Genomic DNA, 14,072 nt, shown 5'->3' with positions numbered 1-14,072 from the left:
CTATGATTTGGTGATGCTATTTTGTATTTTTGATTTTCAATATTAGCTATGACAGAAGAAAAAGTGATCTTGGTAAATCAAAAGGATGAACCTATTGGTTTAATGCCAAAGATGGAAGCCCACGAAAAAGGACTGTTACACCGTGCATTTTCAGTCTTTATATTTAACGAAAAGAATGAATTGATGATCCAGCAAAGAGCATTGAGCAAATACCATTCCCCGGGATTATGGACTAATACCTGTTGCAGCCACCAAAGAGAAGGTGAAACTAATATTGAAGCTGGTAAAAGACGACTTCAGGAGGAAATGGGTTTTACTGCGGAATTGGAAGACACGATCTCTTTTATTTACAAGGCTCCATTTGATAATGGACTTACAGAACATGAATTTGATCATATATTAGTTGGGAATTATAATGAGGAACCTTCATTAAATCCTGAGGAAGCGGAAGCATGGAAATGGATGGGTCTGGATGAAGTAGCAAAGGACATGGAGAATAATCCATCGGTATATACAGAGTGGTTTAAGATCATTTTCGAGAAGTATTATCAATCTATAGAACGATGAAAGTAACAGTACATAGGAAGGCTCATTTTAATGCTGCGCATAGATTATATCGCAAGGATTGGGACGATCAAAAGAACCAGAATATCTTCGGAAAATGCAGCAACCCTAACTTTCATGGGCATAATTATGAATTAACGGTATCTGTTAAAGGAGATATAGATCCAGAAACAGGGTTCGTAGTAGATTTAAAGATATTGAAGGATCTTATTTCTTCAGAAATAGAAGAATATTTAGATCATAAGAATTTGAATGTTGAAGTTGAAGAGTTTAAGACTCTAAATCCAACAGCAGAAAATATCGCAGTAGTTATTTGGGGTAAATTAAGACCTAAACTTAAAGAAACTTTAGAACTTAGTGTAACTTTATATGAAACTCCAAGGAATTTTGTAACCTATAATGGAGAATAAATGGGTTTAAGCGTAGGAGATTCAATTCCAGCGATTAGTATTCCAGATGAAACAGGAGAACTTTTTGAGTTGAATAAATTTACGGGAAAGCAAGCATTGATCGTTTATTTTTATCCTAAGAACTTTACACCCGGTTGCGTTAAGGAAGCTTGCGATTTTCGAGATAAATATGAAGAATTTAAGGGATTGAATGCCGAAGTTATCGGGATAAGTTCCAACTCTGAATCATCGCATAGGAGATTTAAATCTAAATACCAATTAGCCTTTATATTTTTATCAGATATAGATAAAAAAGCCCGTATTGCTTTTGGAGTGAAACCGGCACTTATGGGACTATTGCCTGGAAGAGAAACTTTTGTGTTTGATAAAAGTGGTACACTTATCATGCAGTACAACAATATAAGTGCAGCTTCTCACACCAAAAAAGCATTGCAAAAACTTAAGACCTTACAGGATGAAGAATGAATTATATCTTTTAAAATTTGAGCCTATACTTAAAGAAAAGATATGGGGCGGTAAAAAACTAAATTCTTTATTCAATAAAAAGATTAGCTCTAACAGAACTGGCGAAAGCTGGGAAATATCTGATCTGGAAAATGACACTTCTATAGTTTCAAATGGTTCTTTAAAGGGTAAATCTCTTCAATGGCTATTAAAGGAGTATAAAGAAGAATTGGTAGGAAAGGAAGTGTTTAAGAACTTCGGAATTAAATTTCCATTACTTATAAAATATATAGATGCCGCTGAAAATCTATCTATCCAACTTCATCCAAATGATAAGATCGCAAAGGAAAAGCATAATTCATTCGGAAAAACGGAAATGTGGTATATCATGCAGGCAGATGAAAACGCAGAGCTTATCTTAGGCTTTGAAGAGCCTATTTCCAAATCTCGGTATGTAGAACTTGTTGAAAAAAATGAACTTCCGGAAGCTTTAAATAAAGTTAAGGTAAAAGTTGGGGATGCTTTTATTATCCCTCCTGGTTTAGTCCACGCAATCGGGAAAGGAGTGGTGTTGGCCGAAATCCAACAAACTTCAGATGTTACTTACAGAATTTATGATTGGGACAGAAAAACTGAAACTGGTAAAAAAAGAGATTTGCATACCGCACTAGCATTAGAGGCAATAGATCTTTCCAGTGAGAACGGTCATGAAATAGCATACAAAATTCAGGCAAATTCTACTTCGGAAATAATTGCTAACAGTTATTTTAAAACAAATATTATTGCTGTTGAAGGTGAGTTAACTATAGATTATTCTCAAAAAGATTGTTTTTTAGTATTAATGGGAGTAGATGGAGAATCGTTTATTAGTCTAGAAAACGGAAATTCTGAGATTTTGAAACAAGGAGAAACCCTTTTAATACCGGCTTCAGCATCAAAAATTAAAATAAATAGTACGGGAGCAAAAATTTTAGAGGTAAGTGTGTAATAGTATTGGAAAATAGATTAAATTCGCAACTTAAAATTTAGAAAATATGGCAAGTAAGAGATTGTTAAAAAGGGATGTGAATTATGTGATGGGAGATATTATTGAAGCTGCATATATCCACCAATTAGCAGATCCTAAGCAAGACCCTAAAAAAACTGAGGCGATTGTTGATGAAGCTATCGTAGCTTTTGATGGTTTGATTGCTAAAATCAATCAGAAGAATGTTGAAGATAAAAAGAAACATTTTAAAGGTATAGAGAAGGATCTTGAAACTAAAGCTAATGCTTTGGTAGAGAAGATCAATAAATTATAATATTTATTAGACGCCGATGTAGCTCAGCTGGCTAGAGCAGCTGATTTGTAATCAGCAGGTCGTGGGTTCGAGTCCCTCCATCGGCTCTTTAAAAGCTTCTCCATTCGGAGGAGCTTTTTGCTTTTATCACAATAGGGCGAGAAGCCTGTCCAGAGCGAAGTCTAAGGAAGTCCCTCTATAAGCTCAAAATTAAGGACCTCTCCAATTTGGAGAGGTTTTTTTTATGGGTAAAATTTAAATGATTGTCTGCGAAGTATCATATTGTTATAGTCACCCTGAACTTGATTCAGGGTCTTATAATAAAGTTTTTGATTTTCAATAAGAGGATGAGATGCTGAATCAAGTTCAGCATGACTTGCCATATTTTATTACTAATTGCTGATATTTATAAAAATTTATAATATTCCTAACCTTTAAAATAATTACTGGAAACAAAAAAAGCTTCAGTTATCAGCTGAAGCTTTTTGAATAATATTAAAATTGAATTTTATTGGTCTTCCACCTTTTCTGCTAATCTCTCATTTTTTCTACGCTCTTTCAAAAAGGATTTTAAATCTTTTCCGTATTTAGATTTTTTGACTTGGGGAGTAAGAGAAGTGTAAATTGTATCTAAATATTTAATATTTGCATCAAACACTTCAGATAGTGCTAAATAAGGTGCGATCTCCAGATCTTTATTATTCATCGCGTAATTAACAGTATAAAGATATTTACGAGTTAAAAGTTTGTCAAACTGTTCATTTGTAGAAATGATCAATTCTTCATTTTCATCTCGCTGTGCTTCAAAATTCATCTGGATCAATTCCAGATTCTTATCATTAAACCGCTGCATCATCTTTTTGTAATCCATCAGTTTTTCCTGATTTACAGAACCTACTACTTTAGCATCGACTTGAAAATTCTTTAGAGTCGTGTTAATTGTTACTTCGCCTTCTTCGGCAAAAAACTCGATACGATCATCATATTCTATATTATCTGCTTTTTCTAAGAATAGATACATAATTTTGGGGCTTTCCAAATAATCGCCTAATTCAAAATTTGCGTCCCCATCTATCATTATAGAATCTACATTTATCAATAAAGTGTCCTCGATCTTCTGTAAATAAATGGTCCCCTTTTTTAATCCTTTTACATGACCCTTTACTAATAGGTTGTTTTCTTTATCGGAACATGAGGTAATACTCAATAAAATAAGTAATAAAAAGCTAATTTTTTTCATCAATTTTAGTTGAAATGTTTGAGGGCAAATATCTTATTATTTTTCAATTTATACTAACTCGCGGCGGCCAATTGCATAAGAATTGTACACAAAATAGCACCGTAGGTGCCCACCACATAACCAAAAACCGCAAGTAGAACTCCTACAGTAGCTAAAGAAGGATGAAAGGCTGCGGCTACCACCGGAGCGCTTGCTGCGCCACCTACGTTCGCCTGACTACCAACTGCGAGAAAGAAATATGGAGCTTTGATTAATTTAGCAACCAAAATTAAAAGTACCGCATGAATACCCATCCATACTAAACCAATAGCAATTAGACCCGGATTTTCAAAAACCATGGTTAAATCCATTTTCATCCCAATGGTTGCTACTAACATATAGATGAACACACTCCCTATCTTGCTTGCTCCAGCACCTTCATAAGATTTGAATTTGGTGAATGAAAGAATAATTCCAATTGCCGTTGCAATAGATATCATCCAAAAGAAAGAGGAGGAGAAGGACGATAATGCACTTTTACTATCGGTAAACACTTCAAAATTGGCAGTTAGGTATGTTGAAATGCCATCTGCACCCCAATGTGCAAGCCCAACAGCTCCAAATGCTAAGGCTAAGAGTATCATGAGATCTGCAAGAGATGGAACTCTTGTAATTCCTTCAGAATAAGCTGCTACTTTGTTTTTTAAATTTACTATTGCCGAATCATCTGCACCTAGCCATTTGTCAATTCTCTCATTTCTTCCAATACCAAACAAGATTAAAGCCATCCAGAGGTTGGCTACCACAATATCCACAAGTACCATCCCGCCATATAGATCTGGATTGTATTCGTATATCTCTAGCATAGCAGCTTGGTTAGCGCCACCGCCAATCCAGCTTCCAGCTAATGTTGACAAACCTCTCCAAACAGCATCTGGTCCAATTCCCCCAACAGTTTCAGGTGAAAAGATTGAGATTAATAGAATTGCTAAAGGGCCACCTATTATTATTCCAATGGTACCAGTAAAGAACATTATTAATGCCTTTGGGCCTAAATTAAAGATGGCTTTTAAGTCTATACTCAAGGTCATTAAAACCAAAGAAGCTGGTAATAAATACCTACTGGCTATAAAATATAGTTGTGAGGTTTCATCTGAGATGATATTCAAGGAATTGAAAATCGCTGGAATCAAATAGCACATTAAAAGTGCGGGAACTATAGAATAGAATTTTTTCCAAAACCCGTCTTCTTTAGAGGAAGTTAAAAATACAAACCCTAAAGAGACCATTAAAATTCCTAATACAATAGCATCGTTAGTGAAGAGGGGAGCGTTTTCCATGAATTATTTTGTTTGCCCGGCAAAATACAATTTTAATCCCTCATTGAGGGTTTAATTTCCCGAGGCTTGTTTCGAATTTTTCAAAGGATTTTCGTCCCGAGTCATCTCTCTTGGGCTTGCCCCGAAGTTCTTTATTAATATATTCTCCTATGAGGGATTGTTACCATAAAGCTAGCGTTAAAATTTTAAAATTATTTTCCTCCGGAGCTACCGCAATGTAATTCGGTGGCTTGCAGTGAGTTTCCTTATATGGAAAAGACAAAGAGTTTTACCAATTTTTCAAAGGAATTAATTGCTGTAAGCTTAGAGCAACACCATCTTCAATACTTAAGGCTGTGATATGTTTTGCGACAAGCTTAGCTTCTTCTCTTGCATTTCCCACCGCAACTCCAAAACCTGCATGGTTCAGCATTTCCACATCGTTGTAGTTATCACCGTAAGCGATCACATCTTCAAGAGCAAAATTAAAATGTTGATCAAGTAAAAATTTAATTGCTGTTAGTTTAGAAATACTTTTAGGGGAAATTTCGAGATAAGTAGATTTAGATCTATAAAGATGAAGTTCATTTGGATATTCTTTACCAAGAAAATCTACAATTTGATCTATTTCAGCTACCTCACCCATAGCCATTATCTTATGGGCACCTTTATTTTCTTTTCTCCATTTTGTAATTATATCTTCACTTATTTTTACATCTGGGGAGATCTTGGTATTATTCTCTTCCCTTTTTGCCCAATAATCCATTGAAGGAACATACCATTCGTCATTATGATATAAACTCAAATGACACTTTAAATTAGAATTCCAATTGCATAGATGCTCTATGATGGTAACAGGGATCTCAGTAGTGCTTACTACCTGATTATTGACTATGATAAGACCGCCGTTATAACTAATAATCGGGAGCTCTTCTATTTCTAATTCTTTCTGAAGATGCCTCATGGCTGCCGGCATTCTGGCTGAAATAAGAATAAAAGGGATCTTATTTTTCAGCTTCCTTATTTCGGAAATGGTAGAAGGAGACAACTGGCGTTCCTTATTAAGTAAGGTGCCATCTATATCTGAAAAAACTATTTTGTACTTCATTTAATTTTATTCTTTCTTATTGGGTTGCCTTTTGGCTTCCTTCAATGCTTTAGAAAGCATATACTCTATCTGTCCATTGGTACTTCGGAAATCATCTGAAGCCCATTTCTCGATAGCTTTTAGCATATCTTCATTTAGCCTTAAGGCAAATGCTTTCTTTTTGCTCATTTTACTTTATTCTTCCTTCTTTATAAAATTCACTAAAACCGAAATAAGCTCTGTGTGTAAAGGTCTGTTTGGCTCATTATAGGCTTTGGTGTTCTCTAAATTATCTCCTTCAATTTTTCTAAAAACGTGATTCATTTTATCTAGTATCACTAATTCTGCTTTTGGGTTAGCTTCTTTTAATAGTTCTGCTTCAGTAGTATCTACCTGAATATCGAAACTGCCATTAATAATAAGGATAGGTATTTCTAATTTGGCAATTTCTTCAGTAGGATTATATTTCATCCAGGATCTCATAAAAGGCAGTACGCTGGGTCTAAATATAGACTGAAGTAAAGGATTGTAATTTGAGGTTTTACCTTTTTCTTCTATTTCTTGAAAAGCATTTTTTGCATTTTCAGCTAAGTCTTCAGATTGTTTTGCTAACTGATCTATAATTATTTTATCTATACTTCTAGCTGGTCCTGCAAAAGAGATAAATGCATCAGCTTTATTTTGTGCAGCAAGCATTCCTATGAGTGATCCTTCACTGTGTCCTGCAATAATTATCTTTCCGTAAGTTTGCTCTGTTTTAAAATGATCTAAAATATCACTTACATCTTTTACGAAATCTTCAAAACTAAGTTCTTCTTCGCTAATCTTAAATTTATTCATTTTGAATATTCGCTTGTCAAATCTATAAGAAGCAATACCATTTTTAGCAAGTTCTTTTGCGATGAGTTTCGAGCCGTCATTTTTCATCATAAATCCATTCCCATTCCTATCTGTAGGGCCAGAGCCTTGAATCAAGATCACTAGATCGGGATTTTCTGCCGCTACAGGCATTGTTAAAGTGCCATCTATAAATTTATTGATGGACACTTCGCTTTCAACTATAGAATCGTTCTGAGAAAACCCAAAATTGAAAACCAACATTGCTAAAATAATTACATATTTTTTCATGATTTCTATTAAGAATTTATTGAATTGTTTTTTGAGCATATCTTTTTAGAACCCGTTCTGCATCTTGTGGCTTTTGAGTCCCTATTAAAAAACTCTTGTTTTCATTGGTTACAATTTGGATGCCATAGTTACCTGAAACGTTATAAGCCTTTGCTTTACCAAAACCTCTAACACCCCAATCGCCATATGCTGTTAATGCTGAATATTTTCTAACATAAATTTTATCTATTTCAGACCAATTATAATGTCTTTTGAAAAAAGGAAAAGGGTCAAAATTCGCGGTGATACCTTTAGAATCTATTTTTGTTCTTAGTTCTAAAAAAAAGATACTGGCAATGATTAAGGCCGTAAAAATTAAAGTTAAGATCGAAGCTGTGTTGGATTCAATATTACTAAAGCCTTCCGTTTCATAATAGATATTTAAGAACACTCCACCAATAGTGATTGCTAAAATGGCAATTAACCACCACTGCCTAAATTGTTGTTTTTCTTGGAAAACTTTCATTTTAATGATTTAGAGTTCCGGCATTTACAATAGGGGAAGCATCTCTATCTCCACAAAGGATCACCATAAGATTGCTTACCATAGCTGCCCTGCGTTCGTCGTCCAGATTCACTATATTTTTCTTACCCAACTCATTTAATGCCATCTCAACCATGCTAACAGCACCTTCCACAATCTTATGTCTAGCAGCAACTATAGCTGTGGCTTGTTGACGCTTAAGCATTGCACTTGCAATTTCATTCGCATAGGCTAAATAACCAATTCTAGCTTCTAATACTTCAATTCCTGCAATATCCAGTCTTTCTTGCAATTCTTTCTCTAAAGCTATACTCACTTCATTAACACTAGAGCGTAGAGTGATATCTTCTTCCAATCCTTCATCCGCAAAATTATCATAAGGATACATACTTGCTAATTTTCTAACAGCAGCATCTGTTTGTACAACCACGAAATTCTCAAAATTATCTACATCAAAAGAAGCTTTGAAAGTATCTTTCACCCTCCAAACCAAAATGGTACTTATCATTATGGGATTACCCATTTTGTCATTTACTTTTAATCGTTCGCTATCAAAGTTTCTCGCTCTCAGTGAGATTTTTGTTTTAGTAAAGAAAGGATTCACCCAGAAAAGTCCATTACTCTTTACTGTCCCTTTATATTTCCCGAAGAGTAATAATACTCTAGACTCATTTGGATTAACCAAAATCAATCCTGGAATAAGACCAAGAGTTATTAAAATTAAAAAGAGGAATAATGGCATCTTCATTGCTATAAGCCCTCCAACCCCTATAATTAAAAAGAGTACGATAACAGAGAGCATTACATAACCATTAGAAGGAGTGGTAGTTTTTTCGTTGGAATTCATAAGAGTATAATTAGTTATGATATTAAATTGATATCATAAATATATCTATTTAAAGTTAATATTCAAAGTTTATTATTATTAATTGTATTCCTTTAAGATGTATATATTTGTAAAAAATGATTTATGAAAAATATAATACTAGCAGTTTGTTTTTTATTTAGCAGTTTGGTTGGATTTTCTACTGAAAATGATTGGGGACAGATAGGGCATAGAACAACCGGAGAAATTGCACAAGTAAATTTGAGCAAGAAAGCTAAAAAAGAAATAGCAAAATTATTGAATGGTAAAAGCCTGGCTTTTGTTTCTACTTATGGAGATGAGATTAAAAGTGATTCTAATTATAGAAAATACAGTCCGTGGCATTATGTGAATTTACCTGGAGGCGCAACTGAATATAAGGCAGGAGACGCTAATCCAGATGGAGATCTTTTAATGGCTATTAGAAAATCTGTGGAGGTTTTAAAAGATAAGAATTCACCAAAAGAGGAGAAAGAATTTTATTTAAAGATGTTGGTTCATTTTATGGGAGATCTTCATCAGCCACTTCATACGGGTAGAGGAGAAGATAAAGGTGGTAACGATATCCAGGTAAGATGGTTCGGCGATGGTTCTAATCTACACCGGGTATGGGACAGTGAAATGATAGATTCTTATGATATGAGCTATACTGAAATGGCAACTAATACTCTTAAGATTTCAGAAATACAACACAAAACCATTGCTTCGGGAAGTTTTGAAGACTGGATGTATGAATCTAAGAAATTGAGCGAACGAGTTTATGCTTCTGCCGAAGTTGGTGAAAATCTAAGCTATAGATATATGTACGATTGGTTTCCTGTCGTGAGGGAACAGCTTCAAAAAGGCGGTATTAGACTAGCCCAGGTTTTAAACGAGATTTATAAGTAATTAAGGTGTAGGCACTTGTGCTTTATTAAGGAACGAAATCGGTTGCTTTTAAAGCAGCCGATTTTATTTTCTATTAATTTGGATTAATCTATATAATTGTCCTGAAGGTTAGATTGATCCTGGGAGAAATTTCTTTTTTGGTCTTTGGTAATTGATGTTTCCAAAATTCCTGAGTGCTGCCTTTCATAATAAGTAGACTTCCATGCTCTAATGCCAATGCATATTTTAACGCTGAATCAGTCTTGTGCTTAAGTTGAAAATTTCTTGCAGCGCCCAGACTTAAAGAGGCGATTATTGGGTTATTTCCTAATTTTTTTTCGTCATCTGCATGCCATCCCATACTATCATTTCCATTTCTATAAAGATTTGCTAAGCAATGAGTAAAAGTAGATCCGGTTATTTTTACTATTTCAGAATATAAATCCCTGAGTTCTTTAGTAAAGTTTAGAGGATTTAATTTAAGCCCCGAATAGGAGTAAGGCTCAGAATTTAAAGCATACAATGCTGTTAGTCGAGGTTGTGGAATTGTTTTTCCGAAAATTTTGATAGAATATTGTTCCCATTGAAGTGTATTTAAAAGTGTCTTATAATAGGAATTAGCTAATCCATTATTTAAAGCATCAGGATAATATTCCAGATTGGCATCTGGAAGAGTGATTTTCTTATAAGTACAGTCAAAATTCATTTTAAAGATAAAAATAGGCCCACCAGATTAGCACAAACTGAAGTGGTAAACGGAGAATTAATGCCCAAGCAGGAATTCCTGCTCCAGCTTTTTTGGAACTAAGCATATAAAAGTGCACCAGTAAAAACACTAATAGCATAGCTATTATTCCGTAAATGGCAATATTTTTAGTTTCTTCAAATAATAATCCAACACCAAGTAAAACTTCCGAAACTCCACTTAATACTACCAGTAATTTGGGCGCAGGTAAATACCTAGGCATAATTCTTAGATATGCTTTTGGTTTAATAAAGTGGAAAATTCCAGCAATAATATATATTGCAGCCATTAGTAAAAAATGCCAGGGGTAAGTCATAGATCTAGATTAAATACTTGAAATGAAACTTGTTGAATTTAATTAAAATGATTCGGAAAACTCAGTTTTTTAATGAAATAGATCTATTTAGTTTTAAAATTAAGATTTTATTTTGCCTAATTAATTAGAATAGAGTAACTTCCCCACCCAAATCGATTTAACTTAACCGCAGAAGTTTTTGAAAAAAAATTACTTTTATCTTATTATATTTTTATTGGCCTTTGCGAATCTCTATTCGCAACAAAGCGCCTATAAAGATGCGCATTTAGAATCCCTCCGTAAATTGACCTCAGAGCATTTAGATAAATACGAGTATAATGAATCTATAGAGGTGGCTATGCAAATGCTCGAGGAATCCAAAAAACGTGGGAATGATTATTATGTTTATCATTCTAATAATATTTTGGGTGTAAATTATGGAGATTTAAATGACACCCTTCATTCCAGGAAGTATTATAAAGAGGCCTTAAAGGTCGCTCTTAAATTAGATAACGATACTCTGCTGCTAATGTCCTATAATAATTTAGGGAATGTCTATTCTGAGGATAAAAACACTACTCAGATTGGAATAGATTATTATAACAGGACCATTGATTTGGCCACAGAAATGAACTTTAATAGCAGGCTTCTAGAACCCACTGCAAATATTGCTTGGACTTATTTAGATCTTGGGTTATATGATAAAGCCTTTCCTTATTTGAATAGGACCTGGAAATTGATGGGAGATAGGGATGATAATACAACTCGTGCTCAACTCCTTACTTTAATGGGGCGCTATTATATGGGAGTGAATGAACTGGAAGAAGCGAAATCACATTTAGATGAAGCAATTCAAATCGTAGAAAGAGACACCTTGATCCTTGAGGCTTCCTTAGCTTATAAGGAATATGCCCAACTGCTTTCCAAGCAAGGAAGTTATAAGGAGGGTTTTATAGCTTTAGAGAAATATGAAAAATTTAATTCTCAAATTTTTGAAAGACAAAGGTTATCAGATATTACGAATGCTAACGTGAAATTTGATGTAATCCAATATCAAAAGGACTTAGAAATTGCGAGAAAAGAACAATCATATAAAGATGAATTAATAGAGAAATCTCAGGAGCGTATGTATGTTATGGTCATCGCTTCTATAATCCTAATAGTAATTATAATTTTAGTGTATCGTATAAATCTTTCCAGAAGAACACTAAATCAAGAATTAAGTTTAAAGAACAAAGAGCTAATAGCAGCTAAGGAAGAAGCAGAGCGTCTTACCGTGCTCAAAACAAAATTCTTTTCTACCATAAGTCACGAATTGCGAACGCCACTTTATGGAGTAATTGGACTTACTTCAATATTAATGGATGATAAATCACTTTCTAAACACGAGGAGGATCTTAAGTCTTTAAAATTCTCTGCAGATTATTTATTGGCATTAATAAACGATGTTTTACAAATGAATAAAATGGAATCTAATTTATTAGATTTAGAACCCATGCCTTTCAATTTAAATGAACTACTGAGAAGTATTGTTAAATCATTTGAGTTTACCAGGCTTCAAAATAAAAACACGATCCATTTAGAATTATGTCAAGAAGCAAATTCTAACTTGATTGGAGATAAAGTGAGACTTTCACAAATTTTAATGAATCTAGTTGGTAATGCAATGAAGTTTACTGAGCGTGGAGATATTTGGATAAAAACTAAACTAATTGAAAGTTCAGAAAAAACGGCTAAAATTTATTTTGAAATTAGGGATAATGGCTCTGGGATCTCCAAGCATAATCAAGAGTTGATCTTCGAAGAATTTTCTCAATTACAATCTGCAAATTACAACTATCAAGGAACCGGACTTGGTTTGCCAATTGTCAAAAAATTATTGATTTTATTCAATTCAGAAATAAACCTTATGAGCAAGGAGGGTGAAGGTTCTACCTTTAGTTTTGAAATTGAATTTGAAAATGGGAAACTCTCTAAAGAGGATTTTATTCAAAACATTCAAGATCACGATTTAAGTGTTGAATCTATTATGTCCTCAGGAGAAAAGCGCATTTTAGTGGTAGACGATAATAGGATTAATCAGGTGGTAACCAAAAGAATTCTAGAACAGCAACAATTTGTGGTTGATTTATGCGATAACGGAGTTGATGCTATAGAAAGGGTGAGAAATAATCATTTTGAGTTGGTTCTAATGGATGTGAATATGCCAGGGATCTCAGGATTAGAAGCCACAAAAAGAATTAGAGAGTTCAATGAGGATATCCCTATTATAGCTTTAACAGCGATGGAAATAGATGAAATAAGAGAGGAGATCTATGAGTCTGGCGTAAATGACATCATCGTTAAGCCATACGATACAGCTAGATTTTATCAAGTCATCTTCAAAAATCTCCGTTCTTCAATTTTAAGGTAAATTTTATTTTTCTATAATTCTAGAATCTTCTGGTTTTTTGAATAGCTCATCTTTGGCATTAAAAAACACGATATTACTTATCCTAGCTTCTCCTATTTGTTCTCCAAAACCATCTTTTAAGCTCCAATTATGGAAAGACCATTTTGTAGCTACAGGGATTCCATCAATCACTTTATATTCTGAATATACAATCCCATGTGGATTTTCTGCAGCTTTTGCTTGATCCCCACTTCCAAAAGTTACAATGTATCCTGCCCCATGCATTAAACCGGTTTCTCTTTCTTGATATACCACATACCAATCGTCTGGAGCATCTCCTATATTTTCACCAAAACTGAGTCTTCCAAGATCAAATTTATTTCCACCCATTTCTACAGATTCCAAAGTTTCCCAATTGGTTCCCGGATCGTTTAATTTAAATGGTATTGCAAAGAAATATTGCCAAGTAAACATATCGAATCTAGCTCCTTTTGGTTCTGCATCTGCTGGACATAAATAGGCTTGATTCCCATCATAGATCAACTGGGTGTTGTTATTTTTATCTACTCTCACCTTGGTAGAATTTGTTAGCGTGGTAACTTTCCCATTCAATCTTTCCTGTCCTCCAAAAGTTAAAGAGATATCAAAAGAAACCGCTCTTTTAGTATTCCAATCTGTTTTATTATGGGCACTTTCTATCCCTTGTGCAAAGGCAACCGCAGGAGAAACAGCCCCATTTCCAATGCCTCCATTTGGCTCTGTCATAATAACCTCATCTGGAGTTGTATCCTTTTTTTGCTCCTCTTTACAGCCAATTAGCATAAGAATAGAAATTAATAAAATTAAATTTTTCATAGTTTGTTTTTTTGTTTAGGTCCTTAAAATTACGAAAGCTTTCAGTAAAGAATATAAAAAAACCGTTTAGTCGTAATGA

General features: G+C 34.0%; 17 protein-coding genes and 1 tRNA gene. 8 read left to right on the top strand and 10 right to left on the bottom strand.

Annotated elements, in window-relative coordinates; translation table 11 throughout:
• Positions 1-48: 48 nt before the first annotated feature.
• The 6 genes from idi (at position 49) to H033_RS0116690 (ending at position 2,805) form a co-directional block, all read left to right on the top strand.
• The gene (gene idi, locus H033_RS0116715; protein WP_026839328.1) at positions 49-567 is read left to right on the top strand and encodes an isopentenyl-diphosphate Delta-isomerase; all 519 of its coding nucleotides are present in this window, start codon (positions 49-51) and stop codon (positions 565-567) included.
• Positions 564-974, top strand: a complete 411-nt coding sequence (locus tag H033_RS0116710; RefSeq protein ID WP_026839327.1) for a 6-pyruvoyl trahydropterin synthase family protein — start codon at positions 564-566, stop codon at positions 972-974. The genes idi and H033_RS0116710 overlap by 4 nt, the downstream gene beginning before the upstream one ends.
• Positions 975-1,439: a peroxiredoxin gene (locus H033_RS0116705; protein WP_026839326.1), complete on the top strand. Its 465-nt coding sequence runs from the start codon at positions 975-977 to the stop codon at positions 1,437-1,439.
• The gene (locus H033_RS0116700; RefSeq protein WP_026839325.1) at positions 1,429-2,406 is read left to right on the top strand and encodes a type I phosphomannose isomerase catalytic subunit; all 978 of its coding nucleotides are present in this window, start codon (positions 1,429-1,431) and stop codon (positions 2,404-2,406) included. Before H033_RS0116705 ends, H033_RS0116700 begins: the two co-directional genes overlap by 11 nt.
• Before the next feature lie 46 nt (positions 2,407-2,452).
• Complete coding sequence (locus H033_RS0116695) at positions 2,453-2,719, top strand: hypothetical protein (RefSeq protein WP_026839324.1); 267 nt, start codon at positions 2,453-2,455, stop codon at positions 2,717-2,719.
• A gap of 12 nt (positions 2,720-2,731) precedes the next feature.
• A tRNA-Thr gene (locus H033_RS0116690) sits at positions 2,732-2,805 on the top strand.
• 401 nt (positions 2,806-3,206) lie between these two features.
• Here the strand turns inward: H033_RS0116690 and H033_RS0116680 are convergent.
• The 7 genes from H033_RS0116680 to H033_RS0116650 all read right to left on the bottom strand — a co-directional run bounded on the left by H033_RS0116680 (position 3,207) and on the right by H033_RS0116650 (position 8,821).
• Complete coding sequence (locus H033_RS0116680) at positions 3,207-3,938, bottom strand: DUF4369 domain-containing protein (RefSeq protein ID WP_026839323.1); 732 nt, start codon at positions 3,936-3,938, stop codon at positions 3,207-3,209.
• 53 nt (positions 3,939-3,991) lie between these two features.
• Positions 3,992-5,257: a DUF819 domain-containing protein gene (locus H033_RS0116675; protein WP_026839322.1), complete on the bottom strand. Its 1,266-nt coding sequence runs from the start codon at positions 5,255-5,257 to the stop codon at positions 3,992-3,994.
• Positions 5,258-5,525: 268 nt separating this feature from the next.
• On the bottom strand, positions 5,526-6,344 hold the full coding sequence (locus H033_RS0116670; protein WP_026839321.1) for a Cof-type HAD-IIB family hydrolase: 819 nt from the start codon (positions 6,342-6,344) through the stop codon (positions 5,526-5,528).
• 6 nt (positions 6,345-6,350) lie between these two features.
• Positions 6,351-6,512, bottom strand: a complete 162-nt coding sequence (locus tag H033_RS21445) for an Arc family DNA-binding protein (protein ID WP_081661894.1) — start codon at positions 6,510-6,512, stop codon at positions 6,351-6,353.
• A gap of 6 nt (positions 6,513-6,518) precedes the next feature.
• Positions 6,519-7,490 carry an alpha/beta hydrolase gene (locus tag H033_RS0116660; RefSeq protein ID WP_231367649.1) on the bottom strand — a complete coding sequence of 324 codons (972 nt, stop codon included), beginning with the start codon at positions 7,488-7,490 and terminating at the stop codon, positions 6,519-6,521.
• Complete coding sequence (locus H033_RS0116655) at positions 7,468-7,956, bottom strand: hypothetical protein (protein ID WP_026839319.1); 489 nt, start codon at positions 7,954-7,956, stop codon at positions 7,468-7,470. The genes H033_RS0116660 and H033_RS0116655 overlap by 23 nt, the downstream gene beginning before the upstream one ends.
• 1 nt (position 7,957) lies before the next feature.
• Entirely contained in the window at positions 7,958-8,821 is an 864-nt protein-coding gene (locus tag H033_RS0116650; RefSeq protein WP_026839318.1) for an SPFH domain-containing protein, read from the bottom strand.
• Between the two features lie 123 nt (positions 8,822-8,944).
• Here H033_RS0116650 and H033_RS0116645 point away from each other — a divergent pair, with 123 nt between their 5' ends.
• Positions 8,945-9,727, top strand: a complete 783-nt coding sequence (locus H033_RS0116645; RefSeq protein ID WP_026839317.1) for a S1/P1 nuclease — start codon at positions 8,945-8,947, stop codon at positions 9,725-9,727.
• An 88-nt stretch (positions 9,728-9,815) separates the two neighbouring features.
• Here the strand turns inward: H033_RS0116645 and H033_RS0116640 are convergent, their stop codons facing one another.
• On the bottom strand, positions 9,816-10,412 hold the full coding sequence (locus H033_RS0116640; protein WP_026839316.1) for an alpha-ketoglutarate-dependent dioxygenase AlkB family protein: 597 nt from the start codon (positions 10,410-10,412) through the stop codon (positions 9,816-9,818).
• A 1-nt stretch (position 10,413) separates the two neighbouring features.
• A complete protein-coding gene (locus H033_RS0116635) occupies positions 10,414-10,767 on the bottom strand; it encodes a MauE/DoxX family redox-associated membrane protein (protein WP_026839315.1) in 354 nt (117 codons plus the stop codon).
• Between the two features lie 178 nt (positions 10,768-10,945).
• Here H033_RS0116635 and H033_RS0116630 point away from each other — a divergent pair, with 178 nt between their 5' ends.
• Positions 10,946-13,159, top strand: a complete 2,214-nt coding sequence (locus H033_RS0116630; RefSeq protein ID WP_026839314.1) for a response regulator — start codon at positions 10,946-10,948, stop codon at positions 13,157-13,159.
• 3 nt (positions 13,160-13,162) lie between these two features.
• Here H033_RS0116630 and H033_RS0116625 read toward each other — a convergent pair whose 3' ends face one another.
• Complete coding sequence (locus H033_RS0116625; RefSeq protein ID WP_026839313.1) at positions 13,163-13,993, bottom strand: hypothetical protein; 831 nt, start codon at positions 13,991-13,993, stop codon at positions 13,163-13,165.
• Positions 13,994-14,072 lie beyond the last annotated feature (79 nt).

The sequence above is a fragment of the Gillisia sp. JM1 genome, assembly GCF_000424645.1.
GTDB lineage: Bacteria > Bacteroidota > Bacteroidia > Flavobacteriales > Flavobacteriaceae > Gillisia.
Note: the sequence above shows the minus strand (reverse complement) of the source record. Positions and strands in the feature narration are given on the sequence as shown.